The organism is Pseudomonas putida (genome assembly GCF_001941965.1).
In the GTDB taxonomy this organism is placed as follows: domain Bacteria; phylum Pseudomonadota; class Gammaproteobacteria; order Pseudomonadales; family Pseudomonadaceae; genus Aquipseudomonas; species Aquipseudomonas putida_L.
Window position 1 is genome coordinate 137,039 of the sequence record NZ_MKZO01000025.1, and the last position, 16,799, is coordinate 153,837.

Genomic DNA, 16,799 nt, shown 5'->3' on the forward strand with positions numbered 1-16,799 from the left:
AGGTTGTTACCTGGTTCGCAAAAGACTTTTACATCTAAGACTAAGGTCGTCTGGAGCGCGTTCATGGGCAGCATAAAGTGGTGACGGGTTCTACCTAATCTGTGCTGCGAGGACAAAAACAATGAACGACAGCATTTACCTATCGATACAAAACAGCCCGCGGTTCAAGGAGCTGGTGTCAAAACGGGAACGATTCGCCTGGATTCTCTCGGTGATCATGCTCGGTCTCTACTCTGCTTTCATTCTCCTGATTGCCTACGGCCCGCAAGTACTGGGCGCCAAGATCAGCCCTGACTCGTCGATCACCTGGGGCATTCCCCTCGGCGTCGGCCTGATCCTGTCGGCTTTCATTCTCACCGGCATCTACGTGCGTCGCGCCAACGGTGAGTTCGATGAGCTGAACGCCGCAATCCTCAAGGAGGCTCAGCAATGATCCCGCGCGTACTGGCAACCCTGGCCATCGGCGCGTTCGCACCCGCCGTCTGGGCCGCTGACGCCCTCACCGGCGAAGTGCAGAAACAACCGCTGAACATTGCGGCGATCCTGATGTTCGTCGCCTTCGTCGGTGCCACCCTGTGCATCACCTACTGGGCCTCGAAGAAAAACAACTCGGCGTCCGACTACTACGCCGCCGGCGGCAAGATCACCGGCTTCCAGAACGGCCTGGCGATCGCTGGCGACTACATGTCCGCGGCGTCCTTCCTGGGGATTTCCGCCCTGGTGTTCACCTCCGGCTACGATGGCCTGATCTACTCGATCGGCTTCCTCGTCGGCTGGCCGATCATCCTCTTCCTGATCGCCGAACGCCTGCGCAACCTGGGTAAATACACCTTCGCCGACGTGGCCTCGTATCGCCTCGGCCAGAAGGAAATCCGCACCCTGTCCGCTTCCGGTTCGCTGGTGGTGGTGGCCTTCTACCTGATCGCCCAGATGGTCGGTGCCGGCAAGCTGATCCAGCTGCTGTTCGGTCTCGACTACCACATCGCGGTGATCCTGGTCGGCATCCTGATGTGCATGTACGTGCTGTTCGGCGGCATGCTGGCAACCACCTGGGTGCAGATCATCAAGGCGGTGCTGCTGCTCTCCGGTGCCAGCTTCATGGCGCTGATGGTGATGAAGCACGTCAACTTCGACTTCAGCCAGCTGTTCTCGCAAGCCATTGCCGTGCACCCGAAAGGCGAGGCGATCATGAGCCCTGGCGGCCTGGTGAAGGACCCGATCTCGGCCTTCTCCCTGGGTCTGGCGCTGATGTTCGGTACCGCCGGCCTGCCGCACATCCTGATGCGCTTCTTCACGGTGAGCGACGCCAAGGAAGCGCGTAAATCGGTGTTCTACGCCACCGGCTTCATCGGTTACTTCTACATCCTGACCTTCATCATCGGCTTCGGCGCGATCCTGCTGGTCAGCACCAACCCGGCCTTCAAGGACGCTGCTGGCGCCCTGATCGGCGGCAACAACATGGCAGCGGTGCACCTGGCTGACGCGGTTGGCGGCAGCGTGTTCCTCGGCTTCATCTCGGCCGTGGCCTTCGCCACCATCCTCGCGGTGGTTGCCGGCCTGACGCTGGCCGGTGCCTCGGCGGTATCCCACGACCTGTACGCCAGCGTCTGGCGCAAGGGCAAGGCCAACGAGAAGGACGAGATCCGCGTTTCGAAGATCACCACCATCGCCCTGGCCGTGCTGGCCATCGGCCTGGGCATTCTCTTCGAAAGCCAGAACATCGCCTTCATGGTCGGCCTGGCGTTCTCCATCGCGGCGAGCTGCAACTTCCCGGTACTGCTGCTCTCGATGTACTGGAAGAAGCTGACCACCCGTGGCGCCATGATCGGCGGCTGGATGGGCCTGATCAGTGCGGTCGCGCTGATGATCCTCGGCCCGACCATCTGGGTGCAGATCCTGCACCACGAGAAGCCGATCTACCCGTACGAGTACCCGGCGCTGTTCTCGATGATCATTGCCTTCGTCGGTATCTGGTTCTTCTCGATCACCGACAAGTCCAAGGCGGCTGATGAAGAACGTGCGCTGTTCTTCCCGCAGTTCGTCCGTTCGCAGACCGGCCTGGGTGCCAGTGGTGCGGTTTCCCACTGATCACTGAGCCCTGAATGAAAAACGGCCCTTCGATGAAGGGCCGTTTTTTTTGCCTGCGATTCAGTCGTGGGTCATATGTAGCCCAGCAATAGCAGGATCAGCAGCACGATCAGCACGGTCCCGATGACCCCGGATGGCCCGTAGCCCCAGCTTCTGGAGTGCGGGAAGACCGGCAGACCACCGATCAGCAGGAGAATCAGGATGATGATGAGAATTGTGCCCATGACGGATTCCTCTGGTTTCGGTCGGATGGGCAGACCTGCTGGTCAGGTCCGCTTAATAGTGTGATCCCCGCCGGGCGCGGAAAGTTTAATCAACTTTCTTGCCCGCCATGCGCCGTCTGTAGGAGCTGGCTTGCCTGCGATGGACCGCGCAGCGGTCCCAAAACCTGCCACTCCTGAGGATCTGGATGGATTCGATAGAGCAGGCGCTGGGAATCCAGAAAAACTGACACAAGCGAATTCGTGCTGGATGGTTTCGGGCCCGCTGCGCGGTCCATCGCAGGCAAGCCAGCTCCTACAGGGATCGCGGTCGGCCTATTCAGCCGGTTGATACCCCTCCGACCCGCGCAAACCCTTCGCTACACTGCCCCTCACCATCACGAAAGACACAAGGCAGGCGCTATGCAGAACCGCATGATGATCACCGGCGCGGGTTCCGGACTGGGGCGCGAGATCGCCCTGCGCTGGGCACGCGAGGGCTGGCAACTGGCATTGAGCGACGTCAACGAGGAGGGCCTGAAACAGACCCTGGCCCTGGTTCGCGAAGCCGGCGGCGACGGTTTTACCCAGCGCTGCGACGTGCGCGACTACAGCCAGCTGATCGCCCTGGCCCAGGCCTGCGAGGAGCACCTCGGCGGCATCGATGTGATCGTCAACAACGCCGGCGTCGCCTCCGGTGGCTTCTTCGCCGAACTGTCCCTGGAAGACTGGGACTGGCAGATCGCAATCAACCTGATGGGCGTGGTCAAGGGCTGCAAGGCCTTCCTGCCGCTGCTGGAGCGCAGCAAGGGGCGGATCATCAATATCGCCTCCATGGCCGCGCTGATGCAGGGCCCGGCGATGAGCAACTACAACGTGGCCAAGGCCGGGGTGGTGGCGCTGTCGGAAAGCCTGCTGGTGGAACTGCGCCAGCTGGAAGTCGATGTGCATGTGGTCTGCCCATCCTTCTTCCAGACCAACCTGCTGGACTCCTTCCGCGGCCCGACCCCGGCGATGAAGGCCCAGGTCGGCAAGCTCCTGGAAAGCTCGCCGATCAGCGCGGCGGATATCGCCGGGTACATCTACCAGGAGGTCGCCCGCGGCCAGTTCATGATCCTGCCCCACGAGCAGGGGCGCATGGCCTGGCACCTCAAGCAGCATGACCCGCAGGCGCTCTACGACGAGATGGCCAGCATGGCCGAAAAGATGCGTGCCAAGGGCCGGCCGAGCCAATCCTGACGCGTCTGATCAGGTATCCTCGGCGTTTTGCCAGTACCGGGGATACCTGTGGTCAATTACCTGCTGTTCTTCTTCGCCGCCGTGTTCGAGATCGCCGGTTGCTACGCCTTCTACATGTGGCTGCGGCTGGGCAAGAGCGCCTGGTGGATCGCCCCGGCGCTGCTCAGCCTGACCCTCTTCGCCCTGCTCCTGACCCGCGTCGAAGCGGCCTACGCCGGGCGTGCCTATGCCGCCTACGGCGGGATCTACATCGTCACCTCGCTGTTGTGGCTGGCGTTCGTCGAGAAAGGCCGTCCCTTGACCAGCGACTGGCTCGGCGCTGCGCTGTGCGTACTGGGGGCGACGGTCATCCTGCTGGGCCCGCGGCTACAGAGCGCAGGCTGATTTTGTAGGAATTTTCAGTAGGGCGTTTCTTTAGCTGTTGTAGGACAGCTCTATTTGCCGGCCAGACCATTGAAGCGGACTACGCCGACAGCCAGTCTCCAGATTCACCCGGATATGGAGGATTTGGCGATGCTGGTCATAGGACGCGAGATTGGCGAGGTCATCAACATCGGTAACGACATCAAGCTCAAGGTGATTTCCGTGGACGGCGGCACGGTGCGCTTCGGTATCAGTGCGCCGCGCAACGTGGAAATCCACCGCGCCGAGATCTATCGGCGCCTGGCGGAGGAAGCGCAGAAGCAGAAGGCGGGCTGATCAGTCGAACAGTTCCTTGGGGATATCGTGCTTGGCCAGCAATTGGCATTGCTGGCTGTCCATATCGAAGAGGATGAACGCCTGCCCCTTGGCCAATGCCTGGCGCACACGCAGGACGCGGGTTTCCAGCGGGGTATCGTCGCCGTTGTCGGTGCCGTCGCGGGTGACGAAGTCCTCGATCAGGCGGGTCAGGGTTTCGGCTTCGAGTTGGTCGTAGGGGATGAGCATGGGGGCCTGCCTTTAAATTGATGGCACATGCTACCTGCTTTGTTGCTCTTGAGGGCCTCATCGCTGGCAAGCCAGCTCCCACAGGTTCTGCAGCGACTCGGACCCTGTGGGAGCTGGCTTGCCAGCGATAGGGCCCTCAAGATCACATCAATCTCTCCGACCGAGCACCTCATCCACCGTCGGCACCCGGGTATCACTCTCCATCTGCGCATCATGCTCCAGCTGGTGACTGAACCTTTCCAGCGAACTCCCCGCCGGATGCGAATCCGCCGCGAACACCGGCGGGCTCAGCAGATAAGCCCCGAGCAAGCGACTCAAGGCCGCCAGGCTGTCGATATGGGTCCGCTCATAGCCATGGGTCGCATCGCAACCAAACGCCAGCAACGCCGTCCGAATATCGTGCCCTGCGGTAATCGCCGAATGCGCATCGCTGAAGTAATAACGGAACAGGTCCCGCCGCACCGGCAGGCTGTGCTCATTGGCCAGATGCAGCAGATGCCGCGACAGATGGTAGTCATAGGGCCCCGACGAATCCTGCATCGCCACGCTCACCGCATGCTCGCTGGACTGCTGTCCCGGTGCGACCGGGGCGATATCGATGCCGACGAACTCGCTGACATCCCAGGGCAGGGCGCCCGCCGCGCCGGAGCCGGTTTCCTCGGTGATGGTGAACAGCGGATGACAGTCGATCTCCGGCATGCGCCCGCTTTCCACCACCGCCTTGAGCGCCGCCAGCAGCGCGGCGACACCGGCCTTGTCGTCGAGGTGACGGGCACTGATATGCCCGCTCTCGGTGAATTCCGGCAGCGGATCGAAGGCGACGAAGTCACCGACATTGATCCCCAGCGACTCGCAATCGGCCCGGGTCGCGCAGTAGGCGTCCAGGCGCAGTTCGATGTGCTCCCAGCTCACCGGCATCTGGTCGATGGCGGTATTGAAGGCGTGCCCGCTGGCCATCAGCGGCAACACGCTGCCGCGCAGCACGCCGCTGTCGGTGAACACGCTGACCCGGCTGCCCTCGGCGAAGCGGCTCGACCAGCAGCCCACCGCCGCCAGGCCCAGGCGACCGTTGTCCTGCAACACGCGGACGCTGGCGCCGATGGTGTCGAGGTGTGCGGAAACCGCGCGGTCGGGGGAATTCTTGCGGCCCTTGAGGGTGGCGCGGATGGTTCCGCGCCGGGTCAGCTCGAAGGGGATGCCCAGTTCTTCCAGGCGCTCGGCGACGTAGCGCACGATGGTGTCGGTAAAGCCGGTGGGACTGGGGATCGCCAGCATTTCCAGAAGGACTTTTTGCAGATACTTCAGGTCCGGTTCGGGTAGCGGGGCTGTCATGGGCACTCCTGATTCAGGGTGTCGCCCGGCTGTGGGGGAACAGCAGGTCGACGAAACGTTCGGCAGTGGGTTGTGGTTCATGGTTGGCCAGGCCAACGCGCTCGTTGGCCTCGATGAACACGTAATCCGGCTGGTCGGCGGCGCGGACCATCAGGTCGAGGCCGACCACCGGGATATCCAGGGCGCGGGCGGCCTGGATCGCCGCTTCGGCCAGGGTTGGGTGCAGGCGCGCGGTGACATCTTCCAGGCAGCCGCCGGTATGCAGGTTGGCGGTGCGTCGCACCGCCAGGCGCTGGCCGGCGGGGAGGATGCTGTCGTAGTCGAAACCGGCGGCCTGGATCGTGCGCAGGGTCTCGTCATCCTTGGGGATCCGGCTTTCGCCACCGGTCGCGGCCTGGCGCCGGCGACTATGGGCTTCGATCAGCCGGCCGATGCTGTGCTGGCCATCACCGATCACTTGCGCCGGGTGACGGATGGCGGCGGCCACCACTTCGAAGCCGATCACCACGATGCGCAGGTCATAGCCTTCATGGAAACTTTCCAGCAGCACCCGGCTGTCGAAGCGCCGGGCCTGTTCGATGGCGTGGGTGACCTCGTCCAGCGTGGTGAGGTTGACCGCCACGCCATTGCCCTGTTCGCCATCCACCGGCTTGACCACCACCGCACCGTGGTCTTCGAGGAAGGCCAGGTTGTCGTCGGCATTGCCCGCCAGTTGCTGCGCCGGCACATTCAGCCCGGCGCCGGCAAGGGCGCGGTGGGTCAGGCGCTTGTCCTGGCACAGGGTCATGCTCACGGCAGTGGTCAGGTCGCTCAGGGATTCCCGGCAGCGCACCCGGCGCCCGCCGTGGTTGAGGGTGAACAGGCCGCCATCGGCGTCGTCCACCTGCACATCGATGCCGCGCTTGTAGGCTTCCTCGACGATGATCCGCGCATAGGGGTTGAGCCCGTCCTGCGGACCCGGGCCGAGGAACAGCGGCTGGTTGATGCCGTTCTTGCGCTTGACCGCGAAGGTCGGCAGGTTGCGGAAGCCGAGCTTGGCGTACAGGCGCTTGGCCTGGCGGTTGTCGTGCAGCACCGAGAGGTCGAGGTAGTTGAGGCCGCGGCTCATGAAGTGCTCCACCAGATGCCGCACCAGCACCTCGCCGACCCCGGGCCGGGTGGTGTTGGGGTCGACGGCCAGGCACCAGAGGCTGCTGCCGGCCTCGGGATCCTCGAAGGCCTTGAGGTGATTGAGGCCCATGACGCTGCCGATCACCGCGCCGGTGGTTTCGTCCTCGGCCAGCCAGTACACCGGGCCGCCGAGATGGCGCGGGGTCAGCAGCTCGGTCTTCACCGGGAGCATGCCGCGGGTCTGGTACAGGGTGTTGATCGCCTGCCAGTCCTCGTCGCTTTGTGCCCGGCGAATGCGGAAGCCGCGAAACACCCGGCTGGCCTGGCGGTAGTCGCTGAACCACAGGCGCAGGGTGTCGGACGGGTCGAGGAACAGCTGGTGCGGCGCCTGGGCCAGAACCTGCTGCGGCGCCGCCACGTAGAGAGCGATATCCCGCTCACCGGGCTGCTCCTCCAGCAGCGCCTCGGCCAACTGGCCGGGCTCGGCGTAGGTATGACCGATCAGCAGGCGACCCCAGCCGCAATGTAGCGAGCGCGGTTCATCCTGCGGTTCGCTGCCTTCGCCGGCCAGGCGCGCCTGCAGGCGTTCATAGGACGGCACCTGGCCGCGCAGCAAGCGTTGGCCGTAGGCAGTTGCGTGGGCTTTCATCGGTCAGATTCCTTGTTCGCTGAGCCACAGGTTCAGGGCCGCCAGTTGCCAGAGTTTCGAGCCGCGCAGCGGGGTGAGCTGGCCATGCGGGTCGCTCAGCAGGCGGTCGAGCATCGCCGGGTTGAACAGCCCGCGATCCTGGCTCGGGTCCAGCAGCAGGTCGCGTACCCAGTCCAGGGTCGCGCCTTGCAGGTGCTTGAGGCCGGGCACCGGGAAGTAGCCCTTCTTGCGGTCGATCACCTCGCTGGGGATGACCATGCGCGCGGCTTCCTTGAGCACCTGCTTGCCGCCGTCGGGCAGCTTGAAGCGCGCCGGGATGCGCGCCGACAGTTCCACCAGGCGGTAGTCGAGGAACGGCGTGCGCGCTTCCAGGCCCCAGGCCATGGTCATGTTGTCGACGCGCTTGACCGGGTCGTCCACCAGCATCACCGTGCTGTCCAGGCGCAGGGCCTTGTCCACGGCGTCGCGGGCACCGGACTGGGCGAAGTGCTGGCGGACGAAGTCGCCGGCCACGTCGCTGTCCACCAGCCACGACGGCTGCACGGTGTCGCGGTACTCATCGAAGCTGCGGTCGCAGAAGGCTGCGCGGTAGGCCGCCACCGGGTCGGCGGCGCCGTCCACCTGCGGGTACCAGTGATAGCCGGCGAACAGCTCGTCGGCGCCCTGGCCGCTCTGCACTACCTTGCAATGCTTGGCCACTTCCCGCGACAGCAGGTAGAAGGCGATGCAGTCATGGCTGACCATCGGCTCGCTCATGGCGCGGAAGGCCGCCGGCAGCTGGGTGATGATCTCGCGTTCGTCGATGCGCAACTGGTGGTGGCGGGTGCCGTAGTGCCTGGCGATCAGGTCGGAGTACTGGAACTCGTCGCCGCGCTCGCCACCGGCATCCTCGAAGCCGATGGAGAAGGTCGACAGGTCCTCGACGCCGACTTCGCGGAGCAGGCCGACCAGCATGCTGGAGTCCACACCGCCGGACAGCAGCACGCCGACATCCACGGCGGCACGCTGGCGGATGGCCACGGCTTCGCGGGTGCTGTCGAGCACGCGGTCGCGCCAGTCCTCCAGGGTCAGGTCCTGTTCATCGGTGCGTGGCCCGTAATGCAGGCTCCACCATTGCTGCTGCTGGCTGCGACCCTGGGCGTCGATGCGCATCCAGGTGGCCGGCGGCAGTTTCTCGATATTGGCCAGCAGGGTGCGTGGCGCGGGGACCACGGCGTGGAAGTTCAGGTAGTGGTTGAGGGCCACCGGGTCCAGCACCGGATCGATATCACCGCCCTTGAGCAGGGCCGGGAGGGTCGAGGCGAAGCGCAGGCGTTCGTTGGTCCGTGATAGGTACAGCGGCTTGACGCCCAGACGGTCGCGGGCGAGGAACAGCTGCTGCTTGTCGCGTTCCCAGATGGCCAGGGCGAACATGCCATTGAGGCGCGGCAGCAGTTGCTCGCCCCAGGCGTGGTAGCCCTTGAGCAGGACCTCGGTGTCGCCACCGGAGTAGAACACGTAACCAAGGCTCTCCAGCTCGGCGCGCAGTTCCGGGAAGTTGTAGATGGCGCCGTTGAAGGCCAGGGACAGGCCCAGGTTCGGGTCGACCATGGGTTGGGCCGAGCCGTCGGACAGGTCCATGATCTTCAGGCGACGATGGCCGAGGGCGATCGGGCCCTGGCTATGGAAGCCCCAGGCATCCGGGCCGCGAGGGGCCAGATGGTGGGTAATCCGCTCGACCGCGGCGAGGTCCGCCGGGCGCGAAGGGGTGGCTACAGGGGTGAAACGAAACTCTCCAGCTAATCCGCACATAAGTCCTTACCGGTTTTGCCGTTGGGGAAGGTGCCCGAACAAGGGACACTCAGAAACTGACCGGATGGGGTTGTGGGAGTTTTAGATCGATATGGAATAAGGCCTTGGGTAGGGCCTTGAGGGATGATGGTGTTTTTGAGGGCCTCATCGCTGGCAAGCCAGCTCCCACAGGTACAGCGGTGCTCTCAAGAACACAGGTGAACCTGTGGGAGCTGGCTTGCCAGCGATGAGGCCCTCAAGCCTTGCCGCGTTTCAGCTCACGCAACATGAACCGGTTCGGGTGACAGGCCTCCGCCATCTCCCGCGGCATCGGCAGGGCATCGCCATTGACCCAGGCGGCCAGCAGCTCGCCGCACAACGGCGCAGTGATCAGCCCGCGCGAACCATGCCCGCTGTTGACGAACAACCCCTCCAGCCATGGACACGGATCATCCGGCACCTGCCGCGCATTCCTTGTCAGCGCCGCATAGGTCTCGGCAAAGGCCCCGGCTTCGGCCAGCGGCCCGACCAGCGGCAGGTAATCCGGACTGGTACAGCGAAACGCCGCCCGTCCTTCCAGGCGCTGCGCATCCAGTTGATCTATGTCCAGCCGTTCAGCCAGGTCCGGCGAAATCTCCCGCAGCAGCTCCAGGTTGCTGCGATGTTCCTCGACCGTCGGTACGGTATCGGTGCTGTGGAAATCGAAACTGGCCCCCAGGGTGTGCTCGCCATGCCGGGGTGGTGCGACATAACCATCGGCGCAGACCACCGTCTGCAGGGCCTGGCTGGCGGCGGTCACCGGCAATTTGCTGATCTGTCCACGAATGCGCTTGAGCGGCAGCCCGGCGCAACCCTCGAACTGGCGAATCTCCGCCGCCCCGGCCAGCACCACCACCGGCGCCTCGGCCAGCACCCGCTCGCCCTCCAGCGCCTGCCACAACCCGTCGACCCGGCGCAGTTGCAGCACATGGTGGTGAGTGAGCAAACGCACATTCGCTTGCTGTGCCTGCCAGCGACACAGCGCCGGCGGATGCACCCAGCCACCTTCCGGATAGAACAGGCCACCACTGGGCAGGGTGATCCCGGCGACCGCCTCGGCCTGCTGGCGGTCCAGCCGTTGCACCAGCTCATCGCTGAACGCCCCGGCCAGTTGCGCCTGGCGCTGGTCTTCCTTGGCGTCGAAGGCCAGTTGCAGTACGCCGCAGTCGTCCCAGTCGGCACCCCTTTGCAAGTGTTCGAGCAGGCGCCGGGTGTGCCCGAATCCGCTGACGATCAGTTGCGACAGCACGGTGCCGTGGGCCGAGAGCTTGAGATAGAGCACGCCCTGAGGATTGCCCGAGGCTTCGCGGGCCGGCTGGTCATGGCGTTCCAGCAGGCTGACCTGCCAACCCCGTGCTGCCAGGCTGGCGGCGCTGCTGCAACCTGCGAGGCCTGCGCCGATCACCAAGGCGTGACGCGGACCTTCAAGCGCCGCAGGTCGGCGATACCAGGGCGCGATCTGGGCCGGCAGTGGCTGTTCTTCGGGCCAGCCCTTGAACAACCCGCGCAGCACTTCCCATTTCTTGCCGATCCCCGGGATACGCTTCATGCCGAAGCCCACCGCGATCAGCGCCCGGCGTACCCAGCCGGTGCTGGTGAAGGTGCCGAGGGTGGTTCCGGGCACCGACAGCCGGCCCAGTTGGGCGAACAGCTCCGGGGTCCACATGTCCGGGTTCTTCGCCGGGGCGAAGCCGTCGAGGAACCAGGCGTCGATGCGCCCGTCGAGCTTTTCGAACTGCTCGCGGGCATCGCCGATCATCAGGGTCAGGCTGATCCGGCCGTTGTCGAAGAGGAACGTCTGGTAACCCTCGTGCACCGCCACGTATTGCGCCAGCAGGGCCTGGCCCTGGCGGGCCATCTCCGGCCACAGGGCCAGGGCGCGGCGCAGGTCGTCGCGGGTCAGGGGAAATTTTTCGGCGCTGATGAAATGCAGGCGCGCGTCGGCCGGGGCCAGTTGTTCGAACAGTTGCCAGGCATAGAGGAAATTCAGGCCCGTGCCGAAGCCGGTCTCGCCGATCACGAAGCATTCGCCGGCACCCAGGGCGGCGAAGCGCTGGCGCAGGTCGTTCTGTTCGATGAACACATGGCTGGTTTCCGCCAGGCTCTGGTCCTTGGAGAAGTAGATGTCGTCGTACTGCCGCGAATGCGGGCGGCCCAGTTCGTCCCAGTCGATCTGGGCGTGGCGCGGAGGAGGGGTGTCGGTCATGAGGGGCTCGGATTCAGCGGATGCGCCATTCTAGCCGATCGGTGAAACGCTGTTTGATCCCGGACAAAACCAATGGCAATCCGCTAGTCTTGCTTATCCATGAAGGGAGCCTGGTATGTTCGAATCCGCTGAAATCGGTCACTCGATCGACAAAGAAACCTACGACGCCGAAGTCCCCGCCCTGCGCGAAGCCCTGCTCGAAGCCCAGTTCGAGCTCAAGCAGCAGGCGCGTTTCCCGGTCATCGTGCTGATCAACGGCATCGAGGGCGCCGGCAAGGGCGAGACGGTCAAGCTGCTGAACGAATGGATGGACCCGCGCCTGATCGAAGTGCGCACCTTCGACCAGCAGACCGACGAGGAACTGGCCCGGCCACCGGCCTGGCGCTACTGGCGGGCGCTGCCGGCCAAGGGGCGGATGGGCGTGTTCTTCGGCAACTGGTACAGCCAGATGCTCCAGGGCCGGGTCCACGGGCATTTCAAGGACGCCGTGCTGGACCAGGCGATCAGCGCCTCCGAGCGCCTGGAGCAGATGCTCTGCGATGAAGGCGCGCTGATCTTCAAGTTCTGGTTCCACCTGTCCAAGAAGCAGATGAAGGCCCGCCTCAAGACGCTCAAGGACGACCCGGTGCACCGCTGGCGCATCAGCCCGCTGGACTGGCAGCAGTCGGAAACCTACGACCGTTTCGTGCGTTTTGGCGAGCGGGTGATCCGCCGGACCAGCCGCGAGTATGCGCCGTGGCACATTATCGAAGGTGCCGATCCGCACTATCGCAGCCTGGCCGTGGGCAAGCTCCTGCTCGAAGGCCTGCAGAATGCCCTGAAAGCCAAGGCGCTCAAGGACCCGACGCCGATTGCGCCACTGGGCGAAAGCATCGACGAGCGCAGCCTGCTGGACAGCCTCGACCTGAGCGTTCATCTCGACAAGCACGACTACCAGGAGCAACTGGTGTTCGAGCAGGCGCGGCTCGCCGGGCTGCTGCGCGACAAGCGCATGAAGCATCACTCGCTGGTGGCGGTGTTCGAAGGCAATGACGCGGCGGGCAAGGGCGGGGCGATCCGTCGGGTGGCGGCGGCGCTGGACCCGCGCCAGTACAGCATCGTGCCGATCGCCGCGCCGACTGAGGAGGAGCGCGCGCATCCGTACCTGTGGCGCTTCTGGCGGCACCTGCCGGCCTACGGCAAGTTCACCGTGTTCGACCGTTCCTGGTATGGCCGGGTGCTGGTGGAGCGGGTCGAGGGCTTCTGCAGCCAGGCCGACTGGATGCGCGCGTATGGCGAGATCAACGATTTCGAAGAGCAGATCAGCAATGCCGGGGTGGTGGTGGTCAAGTTCTGGCTGGCCATCGACCAGCAGACCCAGCTGGAGCGCTTCCAGGAGCGCGAGAACATTCCGTTCAAGCGTTTCAAGATCACCGAGGAAGACTGGCGCAACCGCGAAAAATGGGACCTGTATGCGCGGGCGGTGGGGGATATGGTCGACCGTACCAGCACCGAGATTTCCGCCTGGACCCTGGTGGAAGCCAATGACAAGCGCTGGGCGCGGGTGAAGGTGCTGCGCACCATCAACGAAGCGCTGGAGGCGGCGTTCCGCAAGCACAAGAAGTAATTCTTGAAGCTGACACCAAACCCTGTGGGAGCTGGCTTGCCAGCGATGAGGCCGGCACTGACAAACATGTCGTCAGTTCTGGCCCTATCGCTGGCAAGCCAGCTCCCACAGGGTTCTTTTTGAGCTTCACGATCTTTTGTAATCCCTTTCCTACGCACTAGACTCTCGCCATCCACCACCCCGGGCTATCGAGGCCGTCATGCATATCTCTTCCGGACGCTGGGCCTACGGGCTGTTCCTGGCGCTGTTGACCGCCGTGCTGTGGGGCATCCTGCCGGTGAAGCTCAAGCAGGTCCTGCAGGTGATGGACCCGGTCAGCGTCACCTGGTACCGCCTGCTGGTGTCAGGCGGGCTGCTGTTCGCCTGGCTCGGGGCGCAACGCAACCTTCCCTCGTTCTCCGCCCTGGGTCGCCGTGGCAAGTGGCTGGTGGCGGTGTGCGTGCTCGGGCTCACCGGCAACTACGTGCTCTACCTGATCGGCCTGAACCTGGTCAGCGCCGGTACCGCGCAACTGGTGGTGCAGATCGGCCCGGTGCTGCTGCTGATCGGCAGCGTCTTCGTGTTCAAGGAATCCTTCACCGTCGGCCAGGGTATCGGCCTGGCGCTGCTGATGGTCGGTTTCGGCCTGTTCTTCAACCAGCGCCTGGATGAGCTGCTCACCTCCCTGGGTGCCTACACCACTGGGGTACTGGTGATCATCGCGGCGTCCTCGGTCTGGGTGTTCTACGCCCTCGGCCAGAAACAGTTGCTCACGGTGTGGAATTCCAAGCAGGTGATGATGGTGATCTACCTGTGCTGCGCCTTGCTGCTGACACCCTGGGCGAAACCGCTGGAAGTGCTGCAATTGAGCGCCCTGCAGGGCTGGATGTTGCTGGCCTGCTGCCTCAACACCCTGGTAGCCTACGGCGCCTTCGCCGAAGCGCTGGCGCATTGGGAGGCGTCGCGGGTCAGCGCGACCCTGGCGATTACGCCGCTGGTGACTTTCGTGACCGTGGCCCTGGCTGCATGGGTGTGGCCGGCGTACGTCAGCGCCGAGCAGATCAACGGCCTGGGCTATTTCGGCGCGCTGGTGGTGGTGGCGGGGTCGGCGCTGACCGCCCTGGGGCCGTCGATCAGCGCCGGCTGGAAGGCCAGGCGCGTGCGCCCGGCCGCCTGACTCAGCCCTTGCCGCCGGCTTCGAGCATCTGCTCGGGACGTACCCACTGGTCGAACTGGGCATCGGTGAGATAACCCAGGGCCAGCGCCGCCTCGCGCAGGGTGGTGCCTTCGGCGTAGGCCTTCTTGGCGATTTCCGCCGCCTTGTCGTAGCCGATATGCGGGTTCAGCGCGGTCACCAGCATCAGCCCGCGCTCCAGGTGCGCGGCCATCTGCTGGGCGTCCGGCTCGATCCCGGCCACGCAATGGCGCTGGAAGTTCTGGCAGCCGTCGGCGAGCAGTTCGATGGATTGCAGCAGGTTGTGGATGATCACCGGCTTGAACACGTTCAACTGCAAATGCCCCTGGCTCGCCGCGAAACCGATCGCGGTGTCGTTGCCGAGCACCTGGCAGGCCAGCATCGACAGGGCCTCGCACTGGGTCGGGTTGACCTTGCCGGGCATGATCGAGCTGCCCGGCTCGTTGGCCGGCAGGCGTACTTCGGCGATCCCGGCGCGGGGGCCGGAGCCGAGCAGGCGCAGGTCGTTGGCGATTTTCATCACGGCCACGGCCAGGGTTTTCAGACCGCCGGCCAGGGTGGTCAGGGGCTCATGGCCGGCGAGGGCGGCGAACTTGTTCGGCGCGGTGACGAACGGCAGGCCGGACAGCGCTGCCAGCTCGGCGGCGATGGCCTCGGCGAAACCATGGGGCGCATTCAGCCCGGTGCCCACCGCCGTACCACCCTGGGCCAGTTCGCAGACTGCCGGCAAGGCGCTGCGGATGGCGCGCTGGGCGTAATCCAGCTGGGCGACCCAGGCCGACACTTCCTGACCGAAAGTGATGGGCGTGGCGTCCATCATATGGGTGCGTCCGGTTTTCACCAGGTGGGTGTGGCGCGCCGACAGCTCGGCCAGCCCCGAGGACAGTTCGGCGATGGCCGGCAGCAGCTTTTCATGCACCGCCTGGGCGGCAGCGATGTGCATGGCAGTGGGGAAACAGTCGTTGGAGCTCTGCGAGCGGTTGACGTGGTCGTTGGGGTGGACCGGGTCCTTGCCGCCGCGGCCCTTGCCGGCCAGCTCGTTGGCGCGCCCGGCGATCACCTCGTTGACGTTCATGTTGCTCTGGGTGCCGCTGCCGGTCTGCCAGACCACCAGCGGGAACTGGTCGTCATGCTCGCCGTCGAGCACTTCGTCGGCTGCCTGCTCGATCAGCCGGGCTATATTCGCTGGCAAGTCGCCATTACGGTCGTTGACCCGCGCCGCCGCCTTCTTCACCAGGGCCAGGGCATGCAGCACGGCCAGCGGCATGCGTTCCTTGCCGATGGCGAAATTGATCAGCGAACGCTGCGTTTGCGCACCCCAGTAGACCTGATCAGGAACTTCGACCGGTCCGAGGCTGTCAGTTTCGATGCGGCTCATGTGCTACCCACTCCTTTGCAAGATGCAAGTTTGACCAGACAGTTTAGGTCTTGATTCGCCAGGCAGGTTCCATAGCCCACTCGTCCTATTGAGCGGCTGCGTCCGTGGGCGCAGAATGCTCTACGCTGGAAACACTCACTTACTCTTTTAAGGAATTCCGATGACCCGTCTCCGCGCCCTTTGCACGGCCGTCGCCCTGGTTTGCGCAAGCGGCCAGGTATTCGCTGCCGGCCCAAGCCACGACGCTGCGGCCGAGAAGTTTCTGACCCTGGCGCACGCCGACAAGCTCGGTACGCCGGTGTACATGCAGGTGCAGCAGATGTTCGCCCAGCGCTTCGAGCAGACCAAGGCGCCTGCCTCGAAGAAAGCCGTGCTCGATAGCTACCAGGCCAAGGCCAACGCTGCCCTGGACAACGCCATCGGCTGGAACAAGCTGAAGCCGGATATGGTCAAGCTCTACACCAGCACCTTCACCGAGCAGGAACTGAAAGACCTGGTGGCCTTCTACCAGTCGCCGCTGGGCAAGAAAGTCCTGGAGAAAATGCCGGTGGTGACCCAGCAGTCCGCCCAGCTGACCCAGCAGAAGCTGGAAAGCGCTGTGCCTGTGGTCAACAAGCTGCTCGCCGACATGACCAACGAACTCGACCCGAACGCCGGCAAGGCCGCCGCGCCGGCCAAGAAGCCATAAGCGGAGCCACCGATGTCGATGCAGCAGAAGATCGAACAGAGCCTGTCGGCGCTGGAGCCCCGGCACCTGCAGGTCCTGGACGAGAGCTATATGCATAGCCGTGGCACCGAGACCCACTACAAGGCGGTCGTGGTCAGCGAGCAGTTCGAGGGCCTGAACAGCGTCAAGCGGCACCAGAAGGTCTACGCCACCCTCGGTGACCTGATGGGCCAGTTCCATGCCCTGGCGTTGCATACCTACACCCAGCAGGAATGGGAAAAGGTCGGTGTTGCACCGGCTTCCCCCACCTGTGCCGGAGGCAGCAAGCACTGATTTCATGATCAGGTTTTGCTAGAATCCGCAACCGCGCCGCTTGTCGGCGCGTTTTTATTTGTATTTTTTGTATTTTCAAAC

At 64.4% G+C, this 16,799-nt stretch carries 16 protein-coding genes; 9 read left to right on the forward strand and 7 right to left on the reverse strand.

All coding sequences use genetic code 11. The features are described from left to right. Window positions 1-121: 121 nt before the first annotated feature. Window positions 122-433 carry a DUF485 domain-containing protein gene (locus PSEMO_RS14970; RefSeq protein WP_075803771.1) on the forward strand — a complete coding sequence of 104 codons (312 nt, stop codon included), beginning with the start codon at window positions 122-124 and terminating at the stop codon, window positions 431-433. After that, the gene (locus PSEMO_RS14975) at window positions 430-2,088 is read left to right on the forward strand and encodes a cation acetate symporter (RefSeq protein WP_075803772.1); all 1,659 of its coding nucleotides are present in this window, start codon (window positions 430-432) and stop codon (window positions 2,086-2,088) included. Before PSEMO_RS14970 ends, PSEMO_RS14975 begins: the two co-directional genes overlap by 4 nt. A gap of 71 nt (window positions 2,089-2,159) precedes the next feature. Here the strand turns inward: PSEMO_RS14975 and PSEMO_RS14980 are convergent, their stop codons facing one another. Next, window positions 2,160-2,312, reverse strand: coding sequence for a DUF3309 family protein (locus PSEMO_RS14980; RefSeq protein ID WP_009407510.1), 153 nt, complete (start codon window positions 2,310-2,312; stop codon window positions 2,160-2,162). Window positions 2,313-2,711: 399 nt separating this feature from the next. On the opposite strand from PSEMO_RS14980, the gene PSEMO_RS14985 reads away from it, so the two are divergent. The 3 genes from PSEMO_RS14985 to csrA all read left to right on the forward strand — a co-directional run bounded on the left by PSEMO_RS14985 (window position 2,712) and on the right by csrA (window position 4,226). Continuing rightward, window positions 2,712-3,527 (forward strand): SDR family oxidoreductase, encoded by an 816-nt coding sequence (locus PSEMO_RS14985; protein ID WP_075803773.1) that lies wholly within the window; start codon window positions 2,712-2,714, stop codon window positions 3,525-3,527. Between the two features lie 48 nt (window positions 3,528-3,575). Next, window positions 3,576-3,911: a YnfA family protein gene (locus PSEMO_RS14990; protein ID WP_075803774.1), complete on the forward strand. Its 336-nt coding sequence runs from the start codon at window positions 3,576-3,578 to the stop codon at window positions 3,909-3,911. 129 nt (window positions 3,912-4,040) lie between these two features. After that, a complete protein-coding gene (gene csrA, locus PSEMO_RS14995) occupies window positions 4,041-4,226 on the forward strand; it encodes a carbon storage regulator CsrA (RefSeq protein ID WP_075803775.1) in 186 nt (61 codons plus the stop codon). Here the strand turns inward: csrA and PSEMO_RS15000 are convergent, their stop codons facing one another. The 5 genes from PSEMO_RS15000 to mnmC all read right to left on the reverse strand — a co-directional run bounded on the left by PSEMO_RS15000 (window position 4,227) and on the right by mnmC (window position 11,560). After that, on the reverse strand, window positions 4,227-4,454 hold the full coding sequence (locus tag PSEMO_RS15000) for a YheU family protein (RefSeq protein WP_075803776.1): 228 nt from the start codon (window positions 4,452-4,454) through the stop codon (window positions 4,227-4,229). It abuts the gene before it with no gap. Between the two features lie 147 nt (window positions 4,455-4,601). Continuing rightward, entirely contained in the window at window positions 4,602-5,786 is a 1,185-nt protein-coding gene (locus PSEMO_RS15005) for an osmoprotectant NAGGN system M42 family peptidase (RefSeq protein WP_075803777.1), read from the reverse strand. Between the two features lie 13 nt (window positions 5,787-5,799). Further along, window positions 5,800-7,545 (reverse strand): N-acetylglutaminylglutamine synthetase, encoded by a 1,746-nt coding sequence (ngg, locus tag PSEMO_RS15010; RefSeq protein WP_075803778.1) that lies wholly within the window; start codon window positions 7,543-7,545, stop codon window positions 5,800-5,802. Window positions 7,546-7,548: 3 nt separating this feature from the next. Next, window positions 7,549-9,336: an N-acetylglutaminylglutamine amidotransferase gene (locus PSEMO_RS15015; protein ID WP_075803779.1), complete on the reverse strand. Its 1,788-nt coding sequence runs from the start codon at window positions 9,334-9,336 to the stop codon at window positions 7,549-7,551. A gap of 235 nt (window positions 9,337-9,571) precedes the next feature. Beyond that, window positions 9,572-11,560, reverse strand: coding sequence for a bifunctional tRNA (5-methylaminomethyl-2-thiouridine)(34)-methyltransferase MnmD/FAD-dependent 5-carboxymethylaminomethyl-2-thiouridine(34) oxidoreductase MnmC (gene mnmC / locus PSEMO_RS15020; RefSeq protein WP_075803780.1), 1,989 nt, complete (start codon window positions 11,558-11,560; stop codon window positions 9,572-9,574). A 115-nt stretch (window positions 11,561-11,675) separates the two neighbouring features. Between mnmC and pap the strand changes: the two genes are divergently transcribed. After that, complete coding sequence (gene pap, locus PSEMO_RS15025; protein ID WP_075803781.1) at window positions 11,676-13,166, forward strand: polyphosphate:AMP phosphotransferase; 1,491 nt, start codon at window positions 11,676-11,678, stop codon at window positions 13,164-13,166. A 199-nt stretch (window positions 13,167-13,365) separates the two neighbouring features. Then, complete coding sequence (locus PSEMO_RS15030; protein ID WP_075803782.1) at window positions 13,366-14,322, forward strand: DMT family transporter; 957 nt, start codon at window positions 13,366-13,368, stop codon at window positions 14,320-14,322. Between the two features lies 1 nt (window position 14,323). On the opposite strand, the gene PSEMO_RS15035 is transcribed toward PSEMO_RS15030, so the two are convergent. Continuing rightward, a complete protein-coding gene (locus PSEMO_RS15035) occupies window positions 14,324-15,718 on the reverse strand; it encodes a class II fumarate hydratase (RefSeq protein WP_075803783.1) in 1,395 nt (464 codons plus the stop codon). 160 nt (window positions 15,719-15,878) lie between these two features. Between PSEMO_RS15035 and PSEMO_RS15040 the strand changes: the two genes are divergently transcribed. Next, window positions 15,879-16,406 (forward strand): DUF2059 domain-containing protein, encoded by a 528-nt coding sequence (locus PSEMO_RS15040; RefSeq protein ID WP_075803784.1) that lies wholly within the window; start codon window positions 15,879-15,881, stop codon window positions 16,404-16,406. Window positions 16,407-16,418: 12 nt separating this feature from the next. After that, window positions 16,419-16,718, forward strand: coding sequence for a BolA family protein (locus PSEMO_RS15045; protein ID WP_075803785.1), 300 nt, complete (start codon window positions 16,419-16,421; stop codon window positions 16,716-16,718). Window positions 16,719-16,799 lie beyond the last annotated feature (81 nt).